The following is a 15978-nucleotide window of genomic DNA, read 5'->3' on the forward strand; positions in this document are numbered from 1 at the left end:
GCATGCCCGGTGGGTGCGCGGTACCGCGAAGCCTACGGGTTTCCGCCGATGGGCGCGATCACCCCTGGGCAAGAAGCGACCAACGGATGGCACGATAGGTCCTCTGATGACTCTTACAGACCTCCTGCCTGCGGATCCCGACCCCGACTCGCTGTTCGAAGCCTTCTCCACCTGGACGGCCGAGCGCGGGTTAGAGCTGTACCCCGCGCAGGAGGAGGCCATCATCGAAGTGGTCTCCGGCGCGAACCTGATCCTTTCGACGCCGACGGGGTCCGGGAAGAGCCTGGTCGCCGTCGGGGCTCACTTCACCGCGCTCGCGTACGGCCGCCGCAGCTACTACACGGCACCGATCAAGGCGCTCGTCTCGGAGAAGTTCTTCCAGCTCATCGAGATCTTCGGCGCGGAGAACGTCGGCATGATGACCGGCGACTCGGCGGTGAACGCCGACGCGCCGATCATCTGCTGTACGGCGGAAATCCTGGCGAACATGGCGTTGCGGTTCGGTGCCGACGCGCCGGTCGGCCAGGTCATCGCGGACGAGTTCCACTTCTACTCCGAGCCCGATCGCGGCTGGGCGTGGCAGGTGCCGCTGCTGGAACTGCCGAAGGCGCAGTTCGTGCTGATGTCGGCGACGCTGGGCGACGTGTCGTTCTTCGAGAAGGACCTCACCCGCCGGACCGGGCGGCCGACCGCGGTGGTCACCTCGGCCGAACGGCCGGTGCCGCTCACCTTCCGTTACGCGCTGACGCCGTTGCACGAGACGATGTCCGAGCTGCTCAACGGTGGTCAGTCGCCGGTCTACGTCGTGCACTTCTCGCAGGCGGCGGCGATCGAGCGCGCGCAGACGCTGATGAGCATCAACGTCACCACCAAGGCGGAGAAGGAGGCCATCGCCGAGCTGCTCGGTGACTTCCGCTTCGCCGCCGGGTTCGGGAAGACGCTCTCGCGGCTGGTGCGGCACGGCATCGGCGTGCACCACGCCGGAATGCTGCCGAAGTACCGGCGCCTGGTCGAGCAGCTCGCGCAAGCCGGGCTGCTGAAGGTGATCTGCGGGACCGACACGCTCGGCGTCGGCATCAACGTACCTATTCGCACAGTGGTCTTTTCAGCGCTGACGAAGTACGACGGCGTGCGGCAGCGGCATCTCAAGGCGCGCGAGTTCCACCAGATCGCCGGGCGCGCGGGCCGGGCGGGTTACGACACCGACGGTTACGTCGTCGTGCAGGCACCGGACCACGTCGTCGAAAACGCCAAGGCGCTGGAGAAGGCGGGCGACGATCCCAAGAAGAAAAAGAAGATCGTCCGCAAGAAGGCGCCCGAAGGGTTCGTCAACTGGACGGAGAGCACCTTCGACCGGCTGATCGCGGCCGAGCCGGAGCCGCTCACGTCGAGCTTCCACGTCAGCCACTCGATGCTGCTGAACGTCGTTTCCCGGCCGGGCAACGCGTTCGACTCGATGCGGCATCTGCTGGAGGACAACCACTCCGACCGCCCCACCCAGCGGAAACTGATCCTGCGTGCGATCGCGATCTACCGCGCGCTGCTCGCCGCCGGTGTGGTGGAACGGCTCGACGAACCCGACGAGCAGGGCCGGATCGTCCGGCTCACCGTGGACCTGCAGTTCGATTTCGCGCTGAACCAGCCGCTTTCGCCGTTCGCGCTGGCCGCGATCGAACTGCTCGACCTCGAATCGCCGTCGTATCCGCTCGACGTCGTGTCCACTGTGGAATCCACAGTGGACAATCCGAGGCCGGTCCTTTCGCAGCAGCAGTTCAAGGCGCGCGGCGAGGCCGTGCAGGCGATGAAGGCCGAAGGCATCGAGTACGACGAGCGGATGGAGCTGCTCGAGAACGTCACGTACCCGAAGCCGCTGGAGGAACTGCTGGAAGCGGCGTATTCCCGCTACCGGCAAGGACATCCGTGGGTCGACGACTACGAGCTCAAGCCGAAGTCCGTCGTGCGCGACATGTACGAGCGGGCGATGAACTTCGTCGAGTACATCGGTTTCTACCAGCTCGCGCGGTCGGAAGGGCTGGTGCTGCGGTACCTCACCGACACCTACGACTCGCTCCGGCACACGGTGCCCGACGAGGCCAAGACGGAACCGTTGCAGGACCTCATCGAGTGGCTGGGTGAACTGGTGCGCCAGGTCGACTCGAGTCTCCTGGACGAATGGGAAGCGTTGCGGCATCCCGAAGAGGAGGGCCCGGTTTCGGCTCGTCCGCCGTCCGAGCCGCCCGCGGTCACGCGGAACGAGCGCGCCTTCCGGGTGCTCGTGCGGAACGAACTGTTCCGGCGCGTGGAGCTGGCGTCGCGGCGTGCCTATTGGGCGCTCGGCGAGCTGGACTCCGCGTCGGGCTGGGACGCGGACGCGTGGGAAGACGCCATCGAGGACTACTTCGACGAGCACGAAACGCTCGGCATCGGGCCGGACGCGCGCGGGCCGCAGTTGCTGATCATCGAGAAGGAGCCGGAGATCTGGCGGGTGCGGCAGATCTTCGACGATCCGGCGGGCGACCACGACTGGGGTATCGGCGCGGAGGTCGACTTGGCCGCTTCGGACGAGGCGGGCTCGGCGGTCATCCGGATCACGGCGGTGGACCGGCTCGGGGGCTGAAGGGGACTTTCCCCGCATGTCATGCGGGGAAAGCGCCCTTCACCGCGTGAGATGAGGTGAAGGTTTCCTTCAGTTCACGGGGGAGCGGCGCGGTGAGATCAGGCCGCAAGGGGCGGGAAACAGGCCTGGGCGTCGTGGCCGTCGAACCACAGCCCGACGGTGAACGCCATGGTCGCCTCCATGAGCCGCGCCCGGTCGAGCCCGCCCGCGTTCAGCGGTGTGCACCCGATGTCGCGCACGAGACCGCTCACCACCTCGACGGCCTCCGGTGAACCGCAGAGCGGCACCGCGAGCGGGCGGCCGCCGAACACCGGGGGAGTCATCCGCCAGACGTCGACGTGACACAGGTTGAACGCCTTGACCACGTGCGCGTCCGGAGCGGCGGCGGCGATCCGCTCCGCCTGGCCGGGGACCGTCAGCACGGCGCCGGGGCCGACCGCGTTGGTGCAGTCGATCAGCACCTTGCCCGCGAGGGATTCACCCGCACTGGCAAGGACTTCCGTCACCGCCCCGGCGGGAACGGCGAGCAGGATCACCTCGCTCGCGCGAGCGGTCTCCTCCCAGGTCCCCACGCGAGCGGAGATCCTTTCGGCCTTGGCCCGGTCGCGCGCGGCGACCATCACCTCGTGCCCGGACCACTGGCCGCCGAGCGCTTCCGCCATCCCGCCCGCGCCGAAGATTCCGATACGCATGTGCCACTCCCTAAGATCGAGTTACGACACGACCGTAGAAAGCGGCGCGGGTACCAAGTGGTTACCGGAGGTCCCATGGACGACGTCTTCCTCGCCGACTGCCGTGCGCGGCTGGCCTTCGATCTGATGGCGAACACGTGGAACCCCGTCGTCCTCTGGGCCCTGCGGGACGGCGCGCTCCGCCCCGCCGAGCTGCGGCGACGGCTGGGCGGGATCAGCACGAAGGTGCTCACGGAGACTGTCCGGCGGCTCGAGTTCAACGGTCTGGTCAGCAGGCGCGACTGCGGCCGGACGGCGAAGGTCGAGTACGCGCTGACGGACCTCGGGGTCACCTTGCTGGCGCCCATCGAGGCGTTCGGGGAGTGGGCCTTCCGGCACGGTGACGACGTGATGGCGGCCCAGGACGAGGCGGTCAAGCGGGCGGGCGAGCCTCGGCCAGCTTGAGGAGCGGGGCGGCCGCCGCGGCGTCGGTGATCAGCGTCGAAACCATGCCGGAGCGCAGGACGGCGTCTATCGCTTCGGCCTTCGGCTCCGTGTAGCCCAGCGCGATCACCTCGGGGACCGCCAGCAGTTCCTCGGCGCTTATGGCCAGCACGTGGTGGGCCAGCCCCGTCGACATCGGTGTGCCGTCGGCGTCGAACAGGCGCGCGGAAACCTCGGCTTTGGCACCTCGTTTCGCTATGGCGCTCCGCTCCGTTTCGTCGAGCGCGTCGTAGACCGTCGACTCCTCGGGCTTCCACGCGCCGATGCTGACGACGGCCTTGGTCAGGTTCTTGAACTGCCCGAAGGTTTCCGCGATCCCGGGCTGCCTGCGCAGTGTCTCGGTGGTGCGGCGGTCGGGGAGGACGAGCGGGCCGAAGATCGGGTACGCCTGCCCGCCGGAGACCGAGGCGACCCGGCTGACCGTCTCCACCGAGCGGTCCCGCATGTCCATCCCCGCCTGGACACCGCACAGCTGGACGACCGGGCATTTCGGCAGCGACTGGATCGCGTCGGTCATCGCGTTCACGGACCGTGCCCAAGACAGGCCGAGAACGTCGCCGGGAGTGAGGATTTCGGTCAGGAGCCGGGCCGCGAGCGTGCCGATCTTCCGCCGGGCGACTTGGCGGGATTCCGGTTCGGGCGCTCGTTCGAGCACGAGGACCCTGTCCAGCCGGTACGCGGCGCGGATTTCCTCGGACAGCACGAGATCGACCGGCGCCGGCAGCTGGAACTCGACCTTGACGATGCCGCTTTCCCTGGCGGTGTCGAGCATCCGGGCGACCTTGAACCGGCTGATGCCGAACTCCTCGGCGATCTCCAGTTTCGAGGCGCCCTGTTCGTAGAACCGCCGGGCCACCGCGGCCAGGCGTAGCGACTCCACCAGGCCGGGACCCTGTTTCTTCCCGCTCATTTGAGCACTATACCGCGAAATCAACCCGAAAGGTTGACGTAACACTTGGAAAAAGTTCACCATGCCTGAACATGCAGTCCGAAGCATAGGCCCACCCCGCTCATTTGAGCGGAGAGAAGAGGAGCTGGCATGCGTGCCGCGATCGTGGACAAGCCCGGGGAGATCAGGGTCGGCGAGGTGCCCGATCCCAAACCGGGGGATCGCCAGGTCGTCGTCAAGGTGGGTGCCTGCGGGATCTGCGGGACCGACCTCCACATCGCCGACGGGCACTTCCCGCCGACGCCCTATCCGATCGTCCCCGGCCACGAGTTCGCCGGCGAGATCGTCGAACTCGGCGCCGACGTGCCGGGCGGCTGGAAGGTCGGCGACCGGGTGGCCGTCGACCCGTCGCTGTTCTGCGGCTACTGCAAGCCTTGCCGGTCCGGCCGCGGCAACCTCTGCGAGAACTGGAACGCGACCGGCGACACCGTGAACGGCGCTTTCGCCGAGTACGTCGCCGTTCCGTCGGCGAACTGCTATCGCATGCCGGACACGATGACCTGGGAACAGGGCGCGCTCGTCGAGCCGGTTTCGTGCGCCGTCCACGGCGTGCGGCGGATCGGCGTCGAGGCGGGCGAGCGGTTCCTCGTCGTCGGCGCGGGCACGATGGGCCTGATCATGCAGCAGTTGTTGCAGCGTGCGGGCGCCCACGTGACGGTGGTCGACCGCAACACCTCCCGCCTCGGCCGCGCCAAGGATCTCGGCGCCGTCGCGGTCGCGGGTGACGTGAAGGACTTGGACGACGAGAAGTTCGACGCCGCCGCGGACTGCACCGGCGCCGCGCCCGCCATCGAAGCGGCCTTCGACTCGCTCCAGCGCGGAGGCCGCTTGCTGGTCTTCGGGGTCGCGCCCGCCGAAGCGCGTGTCGCGCTTTCGCCGTTCCGGATCTACAACGACGAAATCACCGTCGTCGGCTCGATGGCCGTCATGAACAGCTTCGGCGCCGCGCTCGACCTGGTCGCCGACGGCGCCGTCGACACCGCCGCGCTGCTCACCGACACGCTGCCGCTGGAGCAGTACCCCGACGCGCTCGCCCTCATGCGCAGTGGCGCCGGCTTGAAGGTGCAGGTCTTACCGGGAGGCGAAAGTGCGTAAAGCAGTCGCTCTGCTCGCGGTTCTCCTGCTGACCCTCACCGGCTGCGCCGGCGCGGGCGCGCTCGGGACCGGCGACCGGACGCTCGTCGTCGCGATCGTCGCGAACCCGCAGATGAAGGACGCCATCGAGCTTTCCGGCGAGTTCGAGAAGGCGAATCCCGGCGTCACCCTCAAATTCGTGTCGCTGCCCGAAAACCAGGCACGCGCGAAGATCACCGCGTCGACGGCCACCGAAGGCGGCGAGTTCGACGTCGTCATGATCAGCAACTACGAAGCCCCGCAGTGGGCGGCGAACGGCTGGCTCGAAAACCTCGAGCCGCATATCGCGGCGAACCCTTCGTACGACTCGGCCGACTTCATCCCGAGTATCAAGGAATCGTTGTCGCACAACGGATCGCTCTACGCGCTGCCGTTCTACGGCGAGTCTTCGTTCCTGGCCTACCGCAAGGATCTGTTCGAGCAGGCCGGGATCACCATGCCCGCCAAGCCGACTTGGTCGCAGATCGCCGAGTACGCCGCGAAACTCGACGACAAGTCGAAGGGCCTGGCCGGGATCTGCCTGCGCGGGAAGCCGGGCTGGGGCGAGAGCCTCGCGCCGTTCACCACGGTCGCCAACACCTTCGGCGCGCAGTGGTTCGACAAGGACTGGAACGCGAAGCTGACCAGCCCCGAGTTCAAGGCGGCCGCCGAGTTCTACGTGAACCTCGTGCGGAACCACGGCGAGGTCGGCGCGTCGAGCGCGGGCTTCTCCGAATGCGGCACGCGGTACACCCAAGGCCAGGCCGCGATGTGGTACGACGCCACGGTCATGGCGGGGACGAACGAGGATCCGGCGGCCAGCAAGATCGTCGGGAAGTCCGGTTACGCCCCGGCTCCGGTGGAGAAGACGCAGGCGAGCGGCTGGCTCTACACCTGGGCGCTGGCGATCCCGAAGGTCGCCAAGGACAAGGACGCCGCCTTCAAGTTCATGTCCTGGATGACCGACAAGGCCTACGTGCAGCGGGTCGCCAAGGAGTACGGCGACTGGAACCGCGTCCCGCCGGGTGTGCGGAAGTCGACCTACGACATCCCGCAGTACCGCGAGGCCGCCAAGGCCTACGCGCAGCCGACGCTGGACGGGATCGCGGACGCCAACCAGCGGAAGGCGATGGCGAATCCGGTGCCCTACCCCGGGATCCAGTTCGTCGGCATCCCCGAGTTCCAGGATCTCGGCACGCGGGTGAGCCAGCAGCTTTCGGCGGCGATCGCGGGCCAGATCACCGTGGACGAGGCGCTGAAGCAGTCACAGGAGTACGCGCAGACCGTCGGCAAGTCGTATCAGGAGGCGCAGTGATGTCCACGATCTCCGCTCCTGCCCGTACAGAACCCGCCCACGCCAAGAAGGCGCCGCCGAAACGCGGCACCGACACGCCGTTCAAACGACGATTGCCGCTGCTGCCCGCGCTGCTGTTCGTCGTCGCCGTGACCCAGTTGCCGTTCGTGCTGACGGTGTTCTACTCGTTCCAGTCGTGGAACCTGGTGCGGCCGGGCTCGCGGCATTTCGTCGGGCTGCAGAACTACATCGACGTCTTCGCCGACTCGACGTTCCTCGGCGCGTTGCTGAACACCGTCGTGCTGACGGTCGTCTGCGTGTTCTTCTCCCTGCTGCTCGGACTGGGACTCGCGATCCTGCTCGACCGGAAGTTCCTCGGCCGCGGCGTGGTCCGAACCCTGCTGATCACGCCGTTCCTGATCCTGCCCGCGGCGGGCGCGCTGCTGTGGAAGACGACGATGTTCGATCCGACCTACGGGTTGCTGCACTTCGTGTTCGGCACGGACGTCGACTGGCTTTCGGAGTTCCCGCTCGCGGCGGTGATCGCCCAGGTCGTCTGGCAGTGGACGCCGTTCATGATGCTGCTGATCCTGGCCGGGCTGCAGAGCCAGCCGAAGGACGTCCTGGAGGCCGCGTCGGTCGACGGCGCCGGCCGCTGGCGGACGTTCACCGCGATCACATTGCCGCATCTGAGCCGGTTCCTGCAGCTGGCGACGCTGCTGGGCGCGATCTACATCGTGAACAGCTTCGACGCGATCTTCCTGATGACACAGGGAGGTCCGGGGACGGCCAGCACGAACCTGCCCTTCTACATCTACCAGCGGGCGTTCCAAGGTTTCGACATCGGGCAGTCGTCCGCGATGGGGGTGATCGTCGTGATCCTGACGATGATCGTCGCGACCTTCGCGCTGCGGCTGATGTTCCGCACGTTCTCGGTCCAGGGAGGCGCGAAATGAAAGGCCGGTTCGGCGCGGGCGCGTTGACGGTCGCGACCTGGGTGATCGCGATCCTGTTCGTTTTCCCGCTGTTGTGGATGATCCTCACGGCCTTCAAACAGGAGGCCGACGCCTACACCGATCCGCCGCGGCTGTTCTTCACGCCGACGCTCGACCAGTTCGCCGGGGTGCTCGAACGCGGGTTCCTGCCGTATCTGTCGAACTCGGCTTTCGTCACCGTCGTTTCGACGATTTTCGTACTGCTGCTGGGAATCCCGGCGGCGTACGCGCTGTCGCTGGCGCCGGTGAAGGGGACGAGCAACGCGCTCGGCTTCTTCCTGTCGACGAAGATGCTGCCGATCGTGGCCGCGATCATCCCGCTGTACGTGATCTCGCAGAACACCCAGTTGCTGGACAACGTGTGGGCGCTGATCATCCTGTACACATCGATGAACCTGCCGCTGGCCATCTGGATGATGCGGTCGTTCTTCCTCGAAGTGCCGCACGAGATGATCGAAGCGGGCCGGATCGACGGCGCGACTTTGCCGGTGCTGCTGCGGAAGATCATCATGCCGGTCGTCGCGCCCGGGGTGGCCGCGACCGCGCTGATCTGCGTGATCTTCTCGTGGACCGAGTTCTTCTACTCGGTCAACCTCACCGCCGCGCGCGCCGGGACGGTGCCGGTGTTCCTGGTCGGCTTCATCACCAGCGAGGGCCTGTACTGGGCGCAGCTGTCCGCGGCGGCCCTGCTCGCGTCACTGCCGGTGATGATCGTCGGCTGGATCGCGCAGAACCACCTGGTGCGAGGGCTTTCGATGGGCGCTGTCAAGTAACGCCTCGTGGCTGTTGGCCGCATGCGGTGCGAGCCAGGGTGAGGCTGTGTGGAAATAGGGACGTTGAACGTCCCTATTTCCACACAGTCGGTGTCTGGTTCTGGGCCCACTCACGAGCCCTGCGGCTAGGCGAGCGAGAGTGCCTGACCAGGGCAGATGTGCACGGCGGTGCGCGCGTTCTCCTCCGCCTCGTCACCTTCGGGCTCGGCGTTCAGCAGGATGACCGTGCCGTCGTCCTCGCTCTGGTCGAACAGGTCGGGGTCGGTGAGCACGCACTGGCCGGCGCCCACACATTTCCCGGTGTCCGCGGTGATTTTCATGGCTCCTCCTACCAGGTGACCGGAAGGGCGTGGAGGCCGTAGATCGTCGAATCGTGCTTGAACTGCAGCTCGTCGACCGGAACGGCGACCCGGATGCCCGGAATACGCTTGAACAGCGTATCGAACACGATCTGGAGTTCCATCCGCGCCAGATTCTGGCCGAGGCACTGGTGCACGCCGAACCCGAACGCGACGTGGTGCCGCGCGCCGCGTTCGATGTCGAAGGCGTCGGGGTTCTCGAATCCGTCCGGATCGTGGTTGCCCGCGTTGCTCAGGCCGACGACGCCTTCACCAGCGCGGATGAGCGTGCCGCCGATCTCGATGTCCGCCGTGGCGAAGCGTGAGGTCGCCGTCTCGGCGATGGTGAAGACCCGCAGGAGTTCCTCGATCGCGGGGAGGGTCTTGTCCGGGTCCGCCTTGATCTTCGCCAGCTGTTCGGGGTTCTCCAGCAGGGTCACCGTGCCGAGCGAAATCATGTTCGCCGTGGTCTCGTGTCCGGCGATGAGCAGCAGGAACGCCAAGCTGACGAGTTCGTCGTGGTTGGTTTCGCCCGCTTCCCGCTGTTTCAGGATCTGACGGCCGAGGAGGTCGTCCTCGGTGACGTCCGCTTCTTTCCTGGTGACGAGTTCGTCGAGATAGTTCTCGAGCTGCTCGAACGCCGCCTGCCGGTCTTCCGGGCTGACTTCCCGGCTGAGCATCTTGGAACTGCGGGCCTGGAAGAACTCGTGGTCCGAATAGGGGACGCCGAGCAGTTCGCAGATCACCAGCGACGGGACGGGCAGCGAAAGCGCCTGGACCAGATCGGCGGGTTTGGGGCCCGCGAGCAGGGCGTCGATGTGTTCGTCGACGATCTGCTGGATGCGCGGTTGCAGCGCCTTCATGCGTTTGACCGTGAATTCCCCGACGACGTCACGCCGGGCCCGGCTGTGCTCCGGCGGGTCCATCGAAATGAGGGACGGGCGGAAAGGCTTGTCCTCGCGCCGGATCTGCCGCGCGACCATCAGCGGGAACGCCGGATCCAGCCGGTCGGAGCTGAAATGCGGACTGCTCAGCATTTCGCGGATGTCTTCGAGCCGGGTGAGTGCCCACGCCGTTTGACCGGACGGCAGCCCGACGCGGGAAACCGGATTTTCCGTACGAAGTCTGTCGTATTCCGGCGGCGGCGAAAACGGGCATTTGCGTACCAGCGGCAAGGTGGCGGTGGTTTCCTCGACGTCAGTCATCGGGTTGTCCTTTCCCCAGGGTGTCGGGTGGGTTCGGGCGATATCGGACAGGAGGCCCCAAAAAGTATGCGGATGGTTTCATTCCGCTTATGTCACCAAGGTACTCAAGTGGAGACAGGTCGTCCACTCGCGAAGGGGTGGTTTCCCGGGAAGCGTGAAGGGCACGCCCTTACGTGCGAGAATCACGGCCCTGAAGGACCTTCGAGAGGCGAGGATCATGACAGCCGACCCCGAGACCCGCTTGCGCGCCGACGCGCGCCGGAACCGGGATCAGATCCTGGCCGCCGCGAGAGTGATCTTCGCAGCTCAGGGCGCCGAGGTCCCGATGGAGGAGATCGCGCGCTCGGCGGGCGTGGGTGTCGGCACCCTCTACCGGCGTTTCCCGGATCGGGACGCGTTGATCCGCGCGGTCGCCGTCGACAACTTCGATCGGGTCCTGAGGGACGCGAAGGCCGCGAAGGATCAGGAGTCCTCGGACTGGGACGCCCTGATCCGGCTCCTGCACCAGTCGATGGAACTGCAGTTGAGCATCCAGCTCGCGATGGTGTCGCCTCGCGCGCTGGCGATCCTCACGAGCGATCCCGCGATCAAGGCCCTGCGGGACGAGTTGCTCCTGGTGATGGAGGCCTTCGTCCGGGGAGCGCAGGAGGAGGGGCGGCTCCGGCCGGACGTCGCGACCGGTGACGTGGCGATCCTGTTCGCGACCGTGCTGCGGCAGATGCCGGGCAAGGGCGAGGAGATCGCGCGGATGGCGACCAGGCGCTGCATCGGGATCATGATCGACGGGTTGCGGGCCGACGGCTCGAACGAGCCGCTTCCGGGCCGGGTGCTGACCGGCGCCGACCTGGACCCCTAGATCGCGTTTAGCCCGCTAAACGCGCTCCGCCGGAGGACGCGACGCGCGTGTCCGGGGACCGAACTCGCGTGATTGAAGGCGGATCTCGCGTGATTGGACTCCGCACTGTGTCTTCCGGCTGGAGACACGCGTGTTCCGGCTCCAATCACGCGAGATCCGGCGGCCGCGCGTGACCCACCGCATTCAGAGGACTGAATGCGGTGGGTGTGGGGCGTCAGACGCCGAGGGGGTGCCAGACGGTCTTCGCCTCCAGGTACCGCCGCAGCCGCGCGATGTCCGCGTCGGCCGTCCAGTCGGGTTCGGCGTCTGGCACGGTCAGGACGCGCTTCACGGTGCCCGCCGCGTCGCGCGCCAGGTCCGCCCGCGCGGACGGCTCCGCGCCCGTCGGGTCCAGCGCGTTGACGTCACCGTGCGAGGCCAGCCACGAACCCAGCTCCGCCGCCCGGCCGGTCAGGATGTTCGCGACCCCGCCCGGCAGGTCGGACGTCGCCAGGACCTCCGAGAGCGTGATCGCGGGCAGCGGCCGGTCCGCGCTGGAGACGACCACCGCTGTCGAGCCCGTCGCCAGCACCGGGGCCAGCACGCTCACCAGACCCAGCAGCGACGACTGCTGCGGCGCCAGCACGCCCACGACACCGGTCGGTTCCGGGACGGTGAAAGAGAAGTACGGACCCGCGACGGGGTTGGCCGCGCCGAGCACGGTCGCGATCTTGTCCGTCCAGCCCGCGTACCAGACCCAGCGGTCGATCGCCGCGTCCACAAGGGACTGAGCCTTCTTCGCCGCGACGCCTTCGGACGCGGACACCTCCGCGACGAACTGCTCGCGGCGGCCTTCCAGCACCTCCGCCACCCGGTACAACACCTGTCCGCGGTTGTACGCCGTCGCCGCCGACCAGCCGCCGAAAGCCTTGCGGGCGGCGGAAACCGCGTCACGGACGTCCTTGCGTGACGCGTGCGAGGCGTTCGCCAGGAACTTGCCCTTGGCGTCGGTGACCGGGTACACCCGGCCCGACTCCGACCGCGGGAACTTGCCGCCGATGTAGAGCTTGTAGGTCTTGGCTACCGAAATACGGTCAGACATCGAGGTAGGCCTCCAGTCCGGTGCGTCCGCCTTCGCGGCCGAAACCCGACTCCTGGTAGCCGCCGAACGGCGCGGCGGGATCGAAGCGGTTGAACGTGTTGGCCCAGACGACGCCGGCGCGGAGCTGGTTCGCCATCCACAGGATGCGCGAGCCCTTTTCGGTCCAGATTCCGGCGGAAAGCCCGTACGGCGTGTTGTTCGCCTTCGTGACGGCCTCGTCCGGGGTGCGGAAGGTCAACACCGAAAGCACTGGCCCGAAGATCTCCTCGCGGGCGATGCGCATCGACTGCTGAACCTCGGAGAACACCGTGGGAGCGAAGAAGAAACCCCGTTCCGGCACCGGGCACGGGCTGGTCCAGCGTTCCGCGCCCTCGGCGTCGCCGGACTCCACCAGCCCCTTGATCTTCGCGAGCTGCTCGGCGGAGTTGATCGCGCCGATGTCGGTGTTCTTGTCCAGCGGGTCGCCCAGCCGCAGGGTCGAGACGCGGTGGCGGAGCTTTTCGAGCAGCTCCTCGGCGATGGACTCCTGCACCAGCAGACGCGAGCCCGCGCAGCAGACGTGACCCTGGTTGAAGAAGATCCCGTTGACGATCCCCTCGACGGCCTGGTCCAGCGCGGCATCGTCGAACACGATGTTCGCCGCCTTGCCGCCCAGTTCCAGCGTCAGCTTCTTCGAGGTGCCCGCGATCTGGCGCTGGATGGCCTTGCCGACCTCGGTCGATCCGGTGAACGCGACCTTGTTCACGTCGCCGTGGCCCACCAGCGCGGCGCCGATGTCCCCGGCGCCGGGCAGGATGTTGACCACGCCGGGCGGGAGTTCGGCCTGCCGGCAGATCTCCGCGAACACCAGCGCTGTCAGCGGCGTGGTCTCCGCCGGCTTGAGCACCACGGTGTTGCCGGTGGCCAGCGCGGGCGCGATCTTCCAAGCCAGCATCAGCAGCGGGAAGTTCCACGGGATGACCTGCCCCGCGACGCCGAGCGGCTTCGGGTTCGGGCCGTAGCCCGCGTAGTCGAGCTTGTCGGCCCAACCCGCGTGGTAGAAGAAGTGCGCGGCGGCCGTCGGCACGTCGGAATCGCGCGATTCCTTGATGGGCTTGCCGTTGTCGAGGCTTTCCAGGACGGCCAGCTCCCGCGACCGCTCCTGGATCAGGCGCGCGATGCGGAACAGGTACTTGGCGCGCTCCGAGCCCGGCATCTTGGACCAGACGCCGGTGTACGCCTTGCGCGCGGCCTTCACCGCGGTGTCCACATCGGACACCGACGCGGTGCCGACCTCGGCGAGCACCTCTTCGGTGGCCGGGTTGATCGTCTTGAGCGGCTCACCCGAGCCGTCGACGAACTCGCCGTTCACGAACGGCCGGTAGTGCGGTTTGAGGTTCGCGAGGTCGCGCGATTCGGGCGCGGGCGCGTACTCGAAGATGCCCATGGATCAGTCCACCGTCACGTAGTCGGGGCCGCTGTAGTGGCCGTCGGCCTGGGTGCGGCGCTGCAGCAGGAGGTCGTTGAGCAGGCTGGACGCCCCGAAACGGAACAGGTCCGGGGTCAGCCACTGCTCGCCGGCGACCTCGTGCACCGCGACCAGGTACTTGATCGCGTCCTTGGTCGTCCGGATGCCACCGGCGGGTTTGACGCCGCGCAGTTCACCGGTCTGGACGAACCAGTCGCGGACGGCCTGCAGCATGACGTGGGTGACCGGCAGCGTCGCCGCGGGCGACACCTTGCCGGTGGAGGTCTTGATGAAGTCGCCGCCCGCCAGCAGCGCGAGCCAGGACGCGCGGCGGACGTTGTCGTAGGTGGCCAGCTCACCGGTCTCGAGGATGACCTTGAGGTGAGCGCTGCCACAGGCGGCCTTGATGGCCTGGATCTCCTCGAAGACCGCCAGGTAGCGGCCCTCCAGGAAAGCGCCCCTGTCGATCACCATGTCGATCTCGGCGGCGCCGGCGTCGACGGCGATCTTGGTGTCGGCCAGCTTGATCTCGCGGCTCGTGCGCCCGGCGGGGAAGCCGGTGGCCACACTCGCGACGTGGATGCCGGTGCCCTGAAGCGCCTCGACAGCCGTCTCGACCATGTCCGGGTACACGCAGACGGCCGCGACCCGCGGGGTGTCCGGCCGTTCCGGGTCCGGCCGCTTGGCCTTCGCGGCGAGCGCGCGGACCTTTCCCTGCGTGTCGGCGCCTTCGAGGGTCGTCAGGTCGACCATCGAGATGGCGGTGTCGATCGCCCAGAGCTTGGCGGCCTTCTTGATGCTGCGCGTGCCGAGGCCCGCCGCCCGCTGCTCGACGCCGACCTGGTCGACACCAGGCAGCCCGTGCAGGAACCGGCGCAGGCTCGCCTCGTCGCGAGTCGCGTCCGTCAGCGGCGACGGGGTTGCCGTCGCCGCTGACGAGCTGGTCGTAGCTGTCATACGGGTGAGTGTAGGCGGCCTACAAGCTGGGCACCGGGCCCTGGGCGGCGGCCTTGGCCGGGATCACCGGCGAGCAGAACTCGTTGACCATCGGCAGCTGACGCTTGAGCGCGGCGTCCGGCGACGCGGTGAGGTCCACGGTGGCCAGCGTGGAGATGTTCTTGCCGGATTCGTCGTGGAAGCTGAGCGTGTTGTAGCCCGGCAGGTCGCCGCCGTGGCCCCAGATGACGATGTTCTCCGCGCACGCGCCGAGTTCCTTGAGGTTCAGCTTCATCAGGCCGAGGCCGTACTCCATGCCGTCCGCCGGGACCGTCTTCTTCATCTGCGCGAGCAGGTCCGCGGGCAGCAGGCGGCCGCCGAGCAGGGCCTCGAAGAAGCGGTTGAGGTCGGCGCCCGAGGACACCATGCCGCCCGCGCCGTAGTAGCGCGAGTAGTTGTAGGTGGTGACGTCGGTGAGGCCGCGCGGCGCGTCGTACAGCTGCTCGTAGCCGCGGGCGGCCGCGCCGATCAGGAACGGGAAGTCGCGGGGGAGCGAGGTGTCGCGCAGGTGCAGCGGCCCGGTGATGCGCTCGGCCAGCACCCGTTCGAGGGGCTTCCGGGTGGTCTTCTCGACCAGCAGGGCGAGGACGTTGTAGCCGGTGTTGGAGTACGCCCAGCTCGTTCCGGGCTTGAACTGCAGCGGCTGCTTCGACGTGCTCAGGCGGATCTCGTCGTCGCTGTCGAAATGCTCGAAGCGCTCGGTGTCGATCTCCGGCCCGGTCGCCCAGGAGTCCTCGGGGAGCAGGTCACGCGGGAGGCCGCTGGTGTGCTGGAGCACCTGGCGGACGGTGATCGGTTCCGGATACGGCAGCAGCCCCGGCAGGTAGCGTTGCACGGGCTCATCGAGCCCGACGCGCTTTTCGGCCACGAGCTGCAGGACGAGCGTGGCGACGAACACCTTGGAAACGCTGGCGATCCGCCAGCGTCCCGACACGGTGGGCTTACCGGGCCGGGTGATGTTCGCGACGCCGCTGACGCCGCGGAAATCGTCGGCAACGGCGACCATGCCCGGGATGCCCGCGGCGACGGCCGCGTCCATCGCGGCCTGGCGCGGATCGGTCTTCCCGGCGGCCGCCGCGGGCGAGGCGGTGACGGAAAGCAGTGCGGCACAAGCGATGGCGACGAAACTTCGGCGCATG

General features: G+C 67.7%; 15 protein-coding genes. 7 read left to right on the plus strand and 8 right to left on the minus strand.

The features are described 5' to 3' along the window. Positions 1–106: 106 nt before the first annotated feature. Positions 107–2617 (plus strand): DEAD/DEAH box helicase, encoded by a 2511-nt coding sequence (locus tag HDA45_RS25460; RefSeq protein ID WP_184899355.1) that lies wholly within the window; start codon positions 107–109, stop codon positions 2615–2617. 98 nt (positions 2618–2715) lie between these two features. On the opposite strand, the gene HDA45_RS25465 is transcribed toward HDA45_RS25460, so the two are convergent. Next, positions 2716–3309 (minus strand): NADPH-dependent F420 reductase, encoded by a 594-nt coding sequence (locus HDA45_RS25465; protein ID WP_184899357.1) that lies wholly within the window; start codon positions 3307–3309, stop codon positions 2716–2718. Positions 3310–3384: 75 nt separating this feature from the next. On the opposite strand from HDA45_RS25465, the gene HDA45_RS25470 reads away from it, so the two are divergent. Beyond that, positions 3385–3753: a winged helix-turn-helix transcriptional regulator gene (locus tag HDA45_RS25470; protein WP_184899359.1), complete on the plus strand. Its 369-nt coding sequence runs from the start codon at positions 3385–3387 to the stop codon at positions 3751–3753. On the opposite strand, the gene HDA45_RS25475 is transcribed toward HDA45_RS25470, so the two are convergent. Further along, positions 3722–4702, minus strand: coding sequence for a sugar-binding transcriptional regulator (locus tag HDA45_RS25475; RefSeq protein WP_184899361.1), 981 nt, complete (start codon positions 4700–4702; stop codon positions 3722–3724). The two genes, HDA45_RS25470 and HDA45_RS25475, sit on opposite strands and share 32 nt — an antisense overlap. A 129-nt stretch (positions 4703–4831) precedes the next feature. Here HDA45_RS25475 and HDA45_RS25480 point away from each other — a divergent pair, with 129 nt between their 5' ends. From HDA45_RS25480 to HDA45_RS25495, 4 genes are read left to right on the plus strand one after another with little or no spacing between them, the layout of a single operon-like run. Further along, complete coding sequence (locus HDA45_RS25480) at positions 4832–5836, plus strand: zinc-dependent alcohol dehydrogenase family protein (RefSeq protein WP_184899363.1); 1005 nt, start codon at positions 4832–4834, stop codon at positions 5834–5836. Then, complete coding sequence (locus HDA45_RS25485; protein WP_184899365.1) at positions 5829–7169, plus strand: extracellular solute-binding protein; 1341 nt, start codon at positions 5829–5831, stop codon at positions 7167–7169. The genes HDA45_RS25480 and HDA45_RS25485 overlap by 8 nt, the downstream gene beginning before the upstream one ends. Further along, a complete protein-coding gene (locus tag HDA45_RS25490) occupies positions 7169–8104 on the plus strand; it encodes a carbohydrate ABC transporter permease (protein ID WP_184899367.1) in 936 nt (311 codons plus the stop codon). The genes HDA45_RS25485 and HDA45_RS25490 overlap by 1 nt, the downstream gene beginning before the upstream one ends. Next, positions 8101–8916, plus strand: a complete 816-nt coding sequence (locus tag HDA45_RS25495) for a carbohydrate ABC transporter permease (protein WP_101612323.1) — start codon at positions 8101–8103, stop codon at positions 8914–8916. The genes HDA45_RS25490 and HDA45_RS25495 overlap by 4 nt, the downstream gene beginning before the upstream one ends. Positions 8917–9041: 125 nt before the next feature. Here HDA45_RS25495 and HDA45_RS25500 read toward each other — a convergent pair whose 3' ends face one another. Together HDA45_RS25500 and HDA45_RS25505 are read right to left on the minus strand one after the other, a co-directional pair. Then, positions 9042–9236, minus strand: a complete 195-nt coding sequence (locus HDA45_RS25500) for a ferredoxin (protein WP_184899369.1) — start codon at positions 9234–9236, stop codon at positions 9042–9044. An 8-nt stretch (positions 9237–9244) separates the two neighbouring features. Then, positions 9245–10459, minus strand: a complete 1215-nt coding sequence (locus HDA45_RS25505) for a cytochrome P450 (protein WP_184899371.1) — start codon at positions 10457–10459, stop codon at positions 9245–9247. Positions 10460–10676: 217 nt separating this feature from the next. Between HDA45_RS25505 and HDA45_RS25510 the strand changes: the two genes are divergently transcribed. Then, a complete protein-coding gene (locus tag HDA45_RS25510) occupies positions 10677–11315 on the plus strand; it encodes a TetR/AcrR family transcriptional regulator (protein WP_184899373.1) in 639 nt (212 codons plus the stop codon). A gap of 214 nt (positions 11316–11529) precedes the next feature. Here the strand turns inward: HDA45_RS25510 and HDA45_RS25515 are convergent, their stop codons facing one another. From HDA45_RS25515 to HDA45_RS25530, 4 genes are read right to left on the minus strand one after another with little or no spacing between them, the layout of a single operon-like run. Continuing rightward, complete coding sequence (locus tag HDA45_RS25515; protein ID WP_184899375.1) at positions 11530–12396, minus strand: aldehyde dehydrogenase family protein; 867 nt, start codon at positions 12394–12396, stop codon at positions 11530–11532. Then, complete coding sequence (locus HDA45_RS25520) at positions 12389–13822, minus strand: aldehyde dehydrogenase family protein (protein WP_184899376.1); 1434 nt, start codon at positions 13820–13822, stop codon at positions 12389–12391. Before HDA45_RS25520 ends, HDA45_RS25515 begins: the two co-directional genes overlap by 8 nt. 3 nt (positions 13823–13825) lie before the next feature. Next, a complete protein-coding gene (gene deoC / locus HDA45_RS25525) occupies positions 13826–14800 on the minus strand; it encodes a deoxyribose-phosphate aldolase (protein ID WP_184899378.1) in 975 nt (324 codons plus the stop codon). Between the two features lie 19 nt (positions 14801–14819). Then, positions 14820–15977, minus strand: coding sequence for a serine hydrolase domain-containing protein (locus HDA45_RS25530; RefSeq protein ID WP_184899380.1), 1158 nt, complete (start codon positions 15975–15977; stop codon positions 14820–14822). Position 15978: the final 1 nt, after the last annotated feature.

The organism is Amycolatopsis umgeniensis (assembly GCF_014205155.1).
GTDB lineage: Bacteria > Actinomycetota > Actinomycetes > Mycobacteriales > Pseudonocardiaceae > Amycolatopsis > Amycolatopsis umgeniensis.

What these genes read in the sequence shown, in the direction of transcription:
- HDA45_RS25460 (WP_184899355.1), top strand. Translation starts at nt 107, where the DNA reads ATGACTCTTACAGACCTCCTGCCTGCGGATCCCGACCCCGACTCGCTG.
- HDA45_RS25465 (WP_184899357.1), bottom strand. Translation starts at nt 3,309, where the DNA reads ATGCGTATCGGAATCTTCGGCGCGGGCGGGATGGCGGAAGCGCTCGGC.
- HDA45_RS25470 (WP_184899359.1), top strand. Translation starts at nt 3,385, where the DNA reads ATGGACGACGTCTTCCTCGCCGACTGCCGTGCGCGGCTGGCCTTCGAT.
- HDA45_RS25475 (WP_184899361.1), bottom strand. Translation starts at nt 4,702, where the DNA reads ATGAGCGGGAAGAAACAGGGTCCCGGCCTGGTGGAGTCGCTACGCCTG.
- HDA45_RS25480 (WP_184899363.1), top strand. Translation starts at nt 4,832, where the DNA reads ATGCGTGCCGCGATCGTGGACAAGCCCGGGGAGATCAGGGTCGGCGAG.
- HDA45_RS25490 (WP_184899367.1), top strand. Translation starts at nt 7,169, where the DNA reads ATGTCCACGATCTCCGCTCCTGCCCGTACAGAACCCGCCCACGCCAAG.
- HDA45_RS25495 (WP_101612323.1), top strand. Translation starts at nt 8,101, where the DNA reads ATGAAAGGCCGGTTCGGCGCGGGCGCGTTGACGGTCGCGACCTGGGTG.
- HDA45_RS25500 (WP_184899369.1), bottom strand. Translation starts at nt 9,236, where the DNA reads ATGAAAATCACCGCGGACACCGGGAAATGTGTGGGCGCCGGCCAGTGC.
- HDA45_RS25505 (WP_184899371.1), bottom strand. Translation starts at nt 10,459, where the DNA reads ATGACTGACGTCGAGGAAACCACCGCCACCTTGCCGCTGGTACGCAAA.
- HDA45_RS25510 (WP_184899373.1), top strand. Translation starts at nt 10,677, where the DNA reads ATGACAGCCGACCCCGAGACCCGCTTGCGCGCCGACGCGCGCCGGAAC.
- HDA45_RS25515 (WP_184899375.1), bottom strand. Translation starts at nt 12,396, where the DNA reads ATGTCTGACCGTATTTCGGTAGCCAAGACCTACAAGCTCTACATCGGC.
- HDA45_RS25520 (WP_184899376.1), bottom strand. Translation starts at nt 13,822, where the DNA reads ATGGGCATCTTCGAGTACGCGCCCGCGCCCGAATCGCGCGACCTCGCG.
- deoC (WP_184899378.1), bottom strand. Translation starts at nt 14,800, where the DNA reads ATGACAGCTACGACCAGCTCGTCAGCGGCGACGGCAACCCCGTCGCCG.
- HDA45_RS25530 (WP_184899380.1), bottom strand. Translation starts at nt 15,977, where the DNA reads ATGCGCCGAAGTTTCGTCGCCATCGCTTGTGCCGCACTGCTTTCCGTC.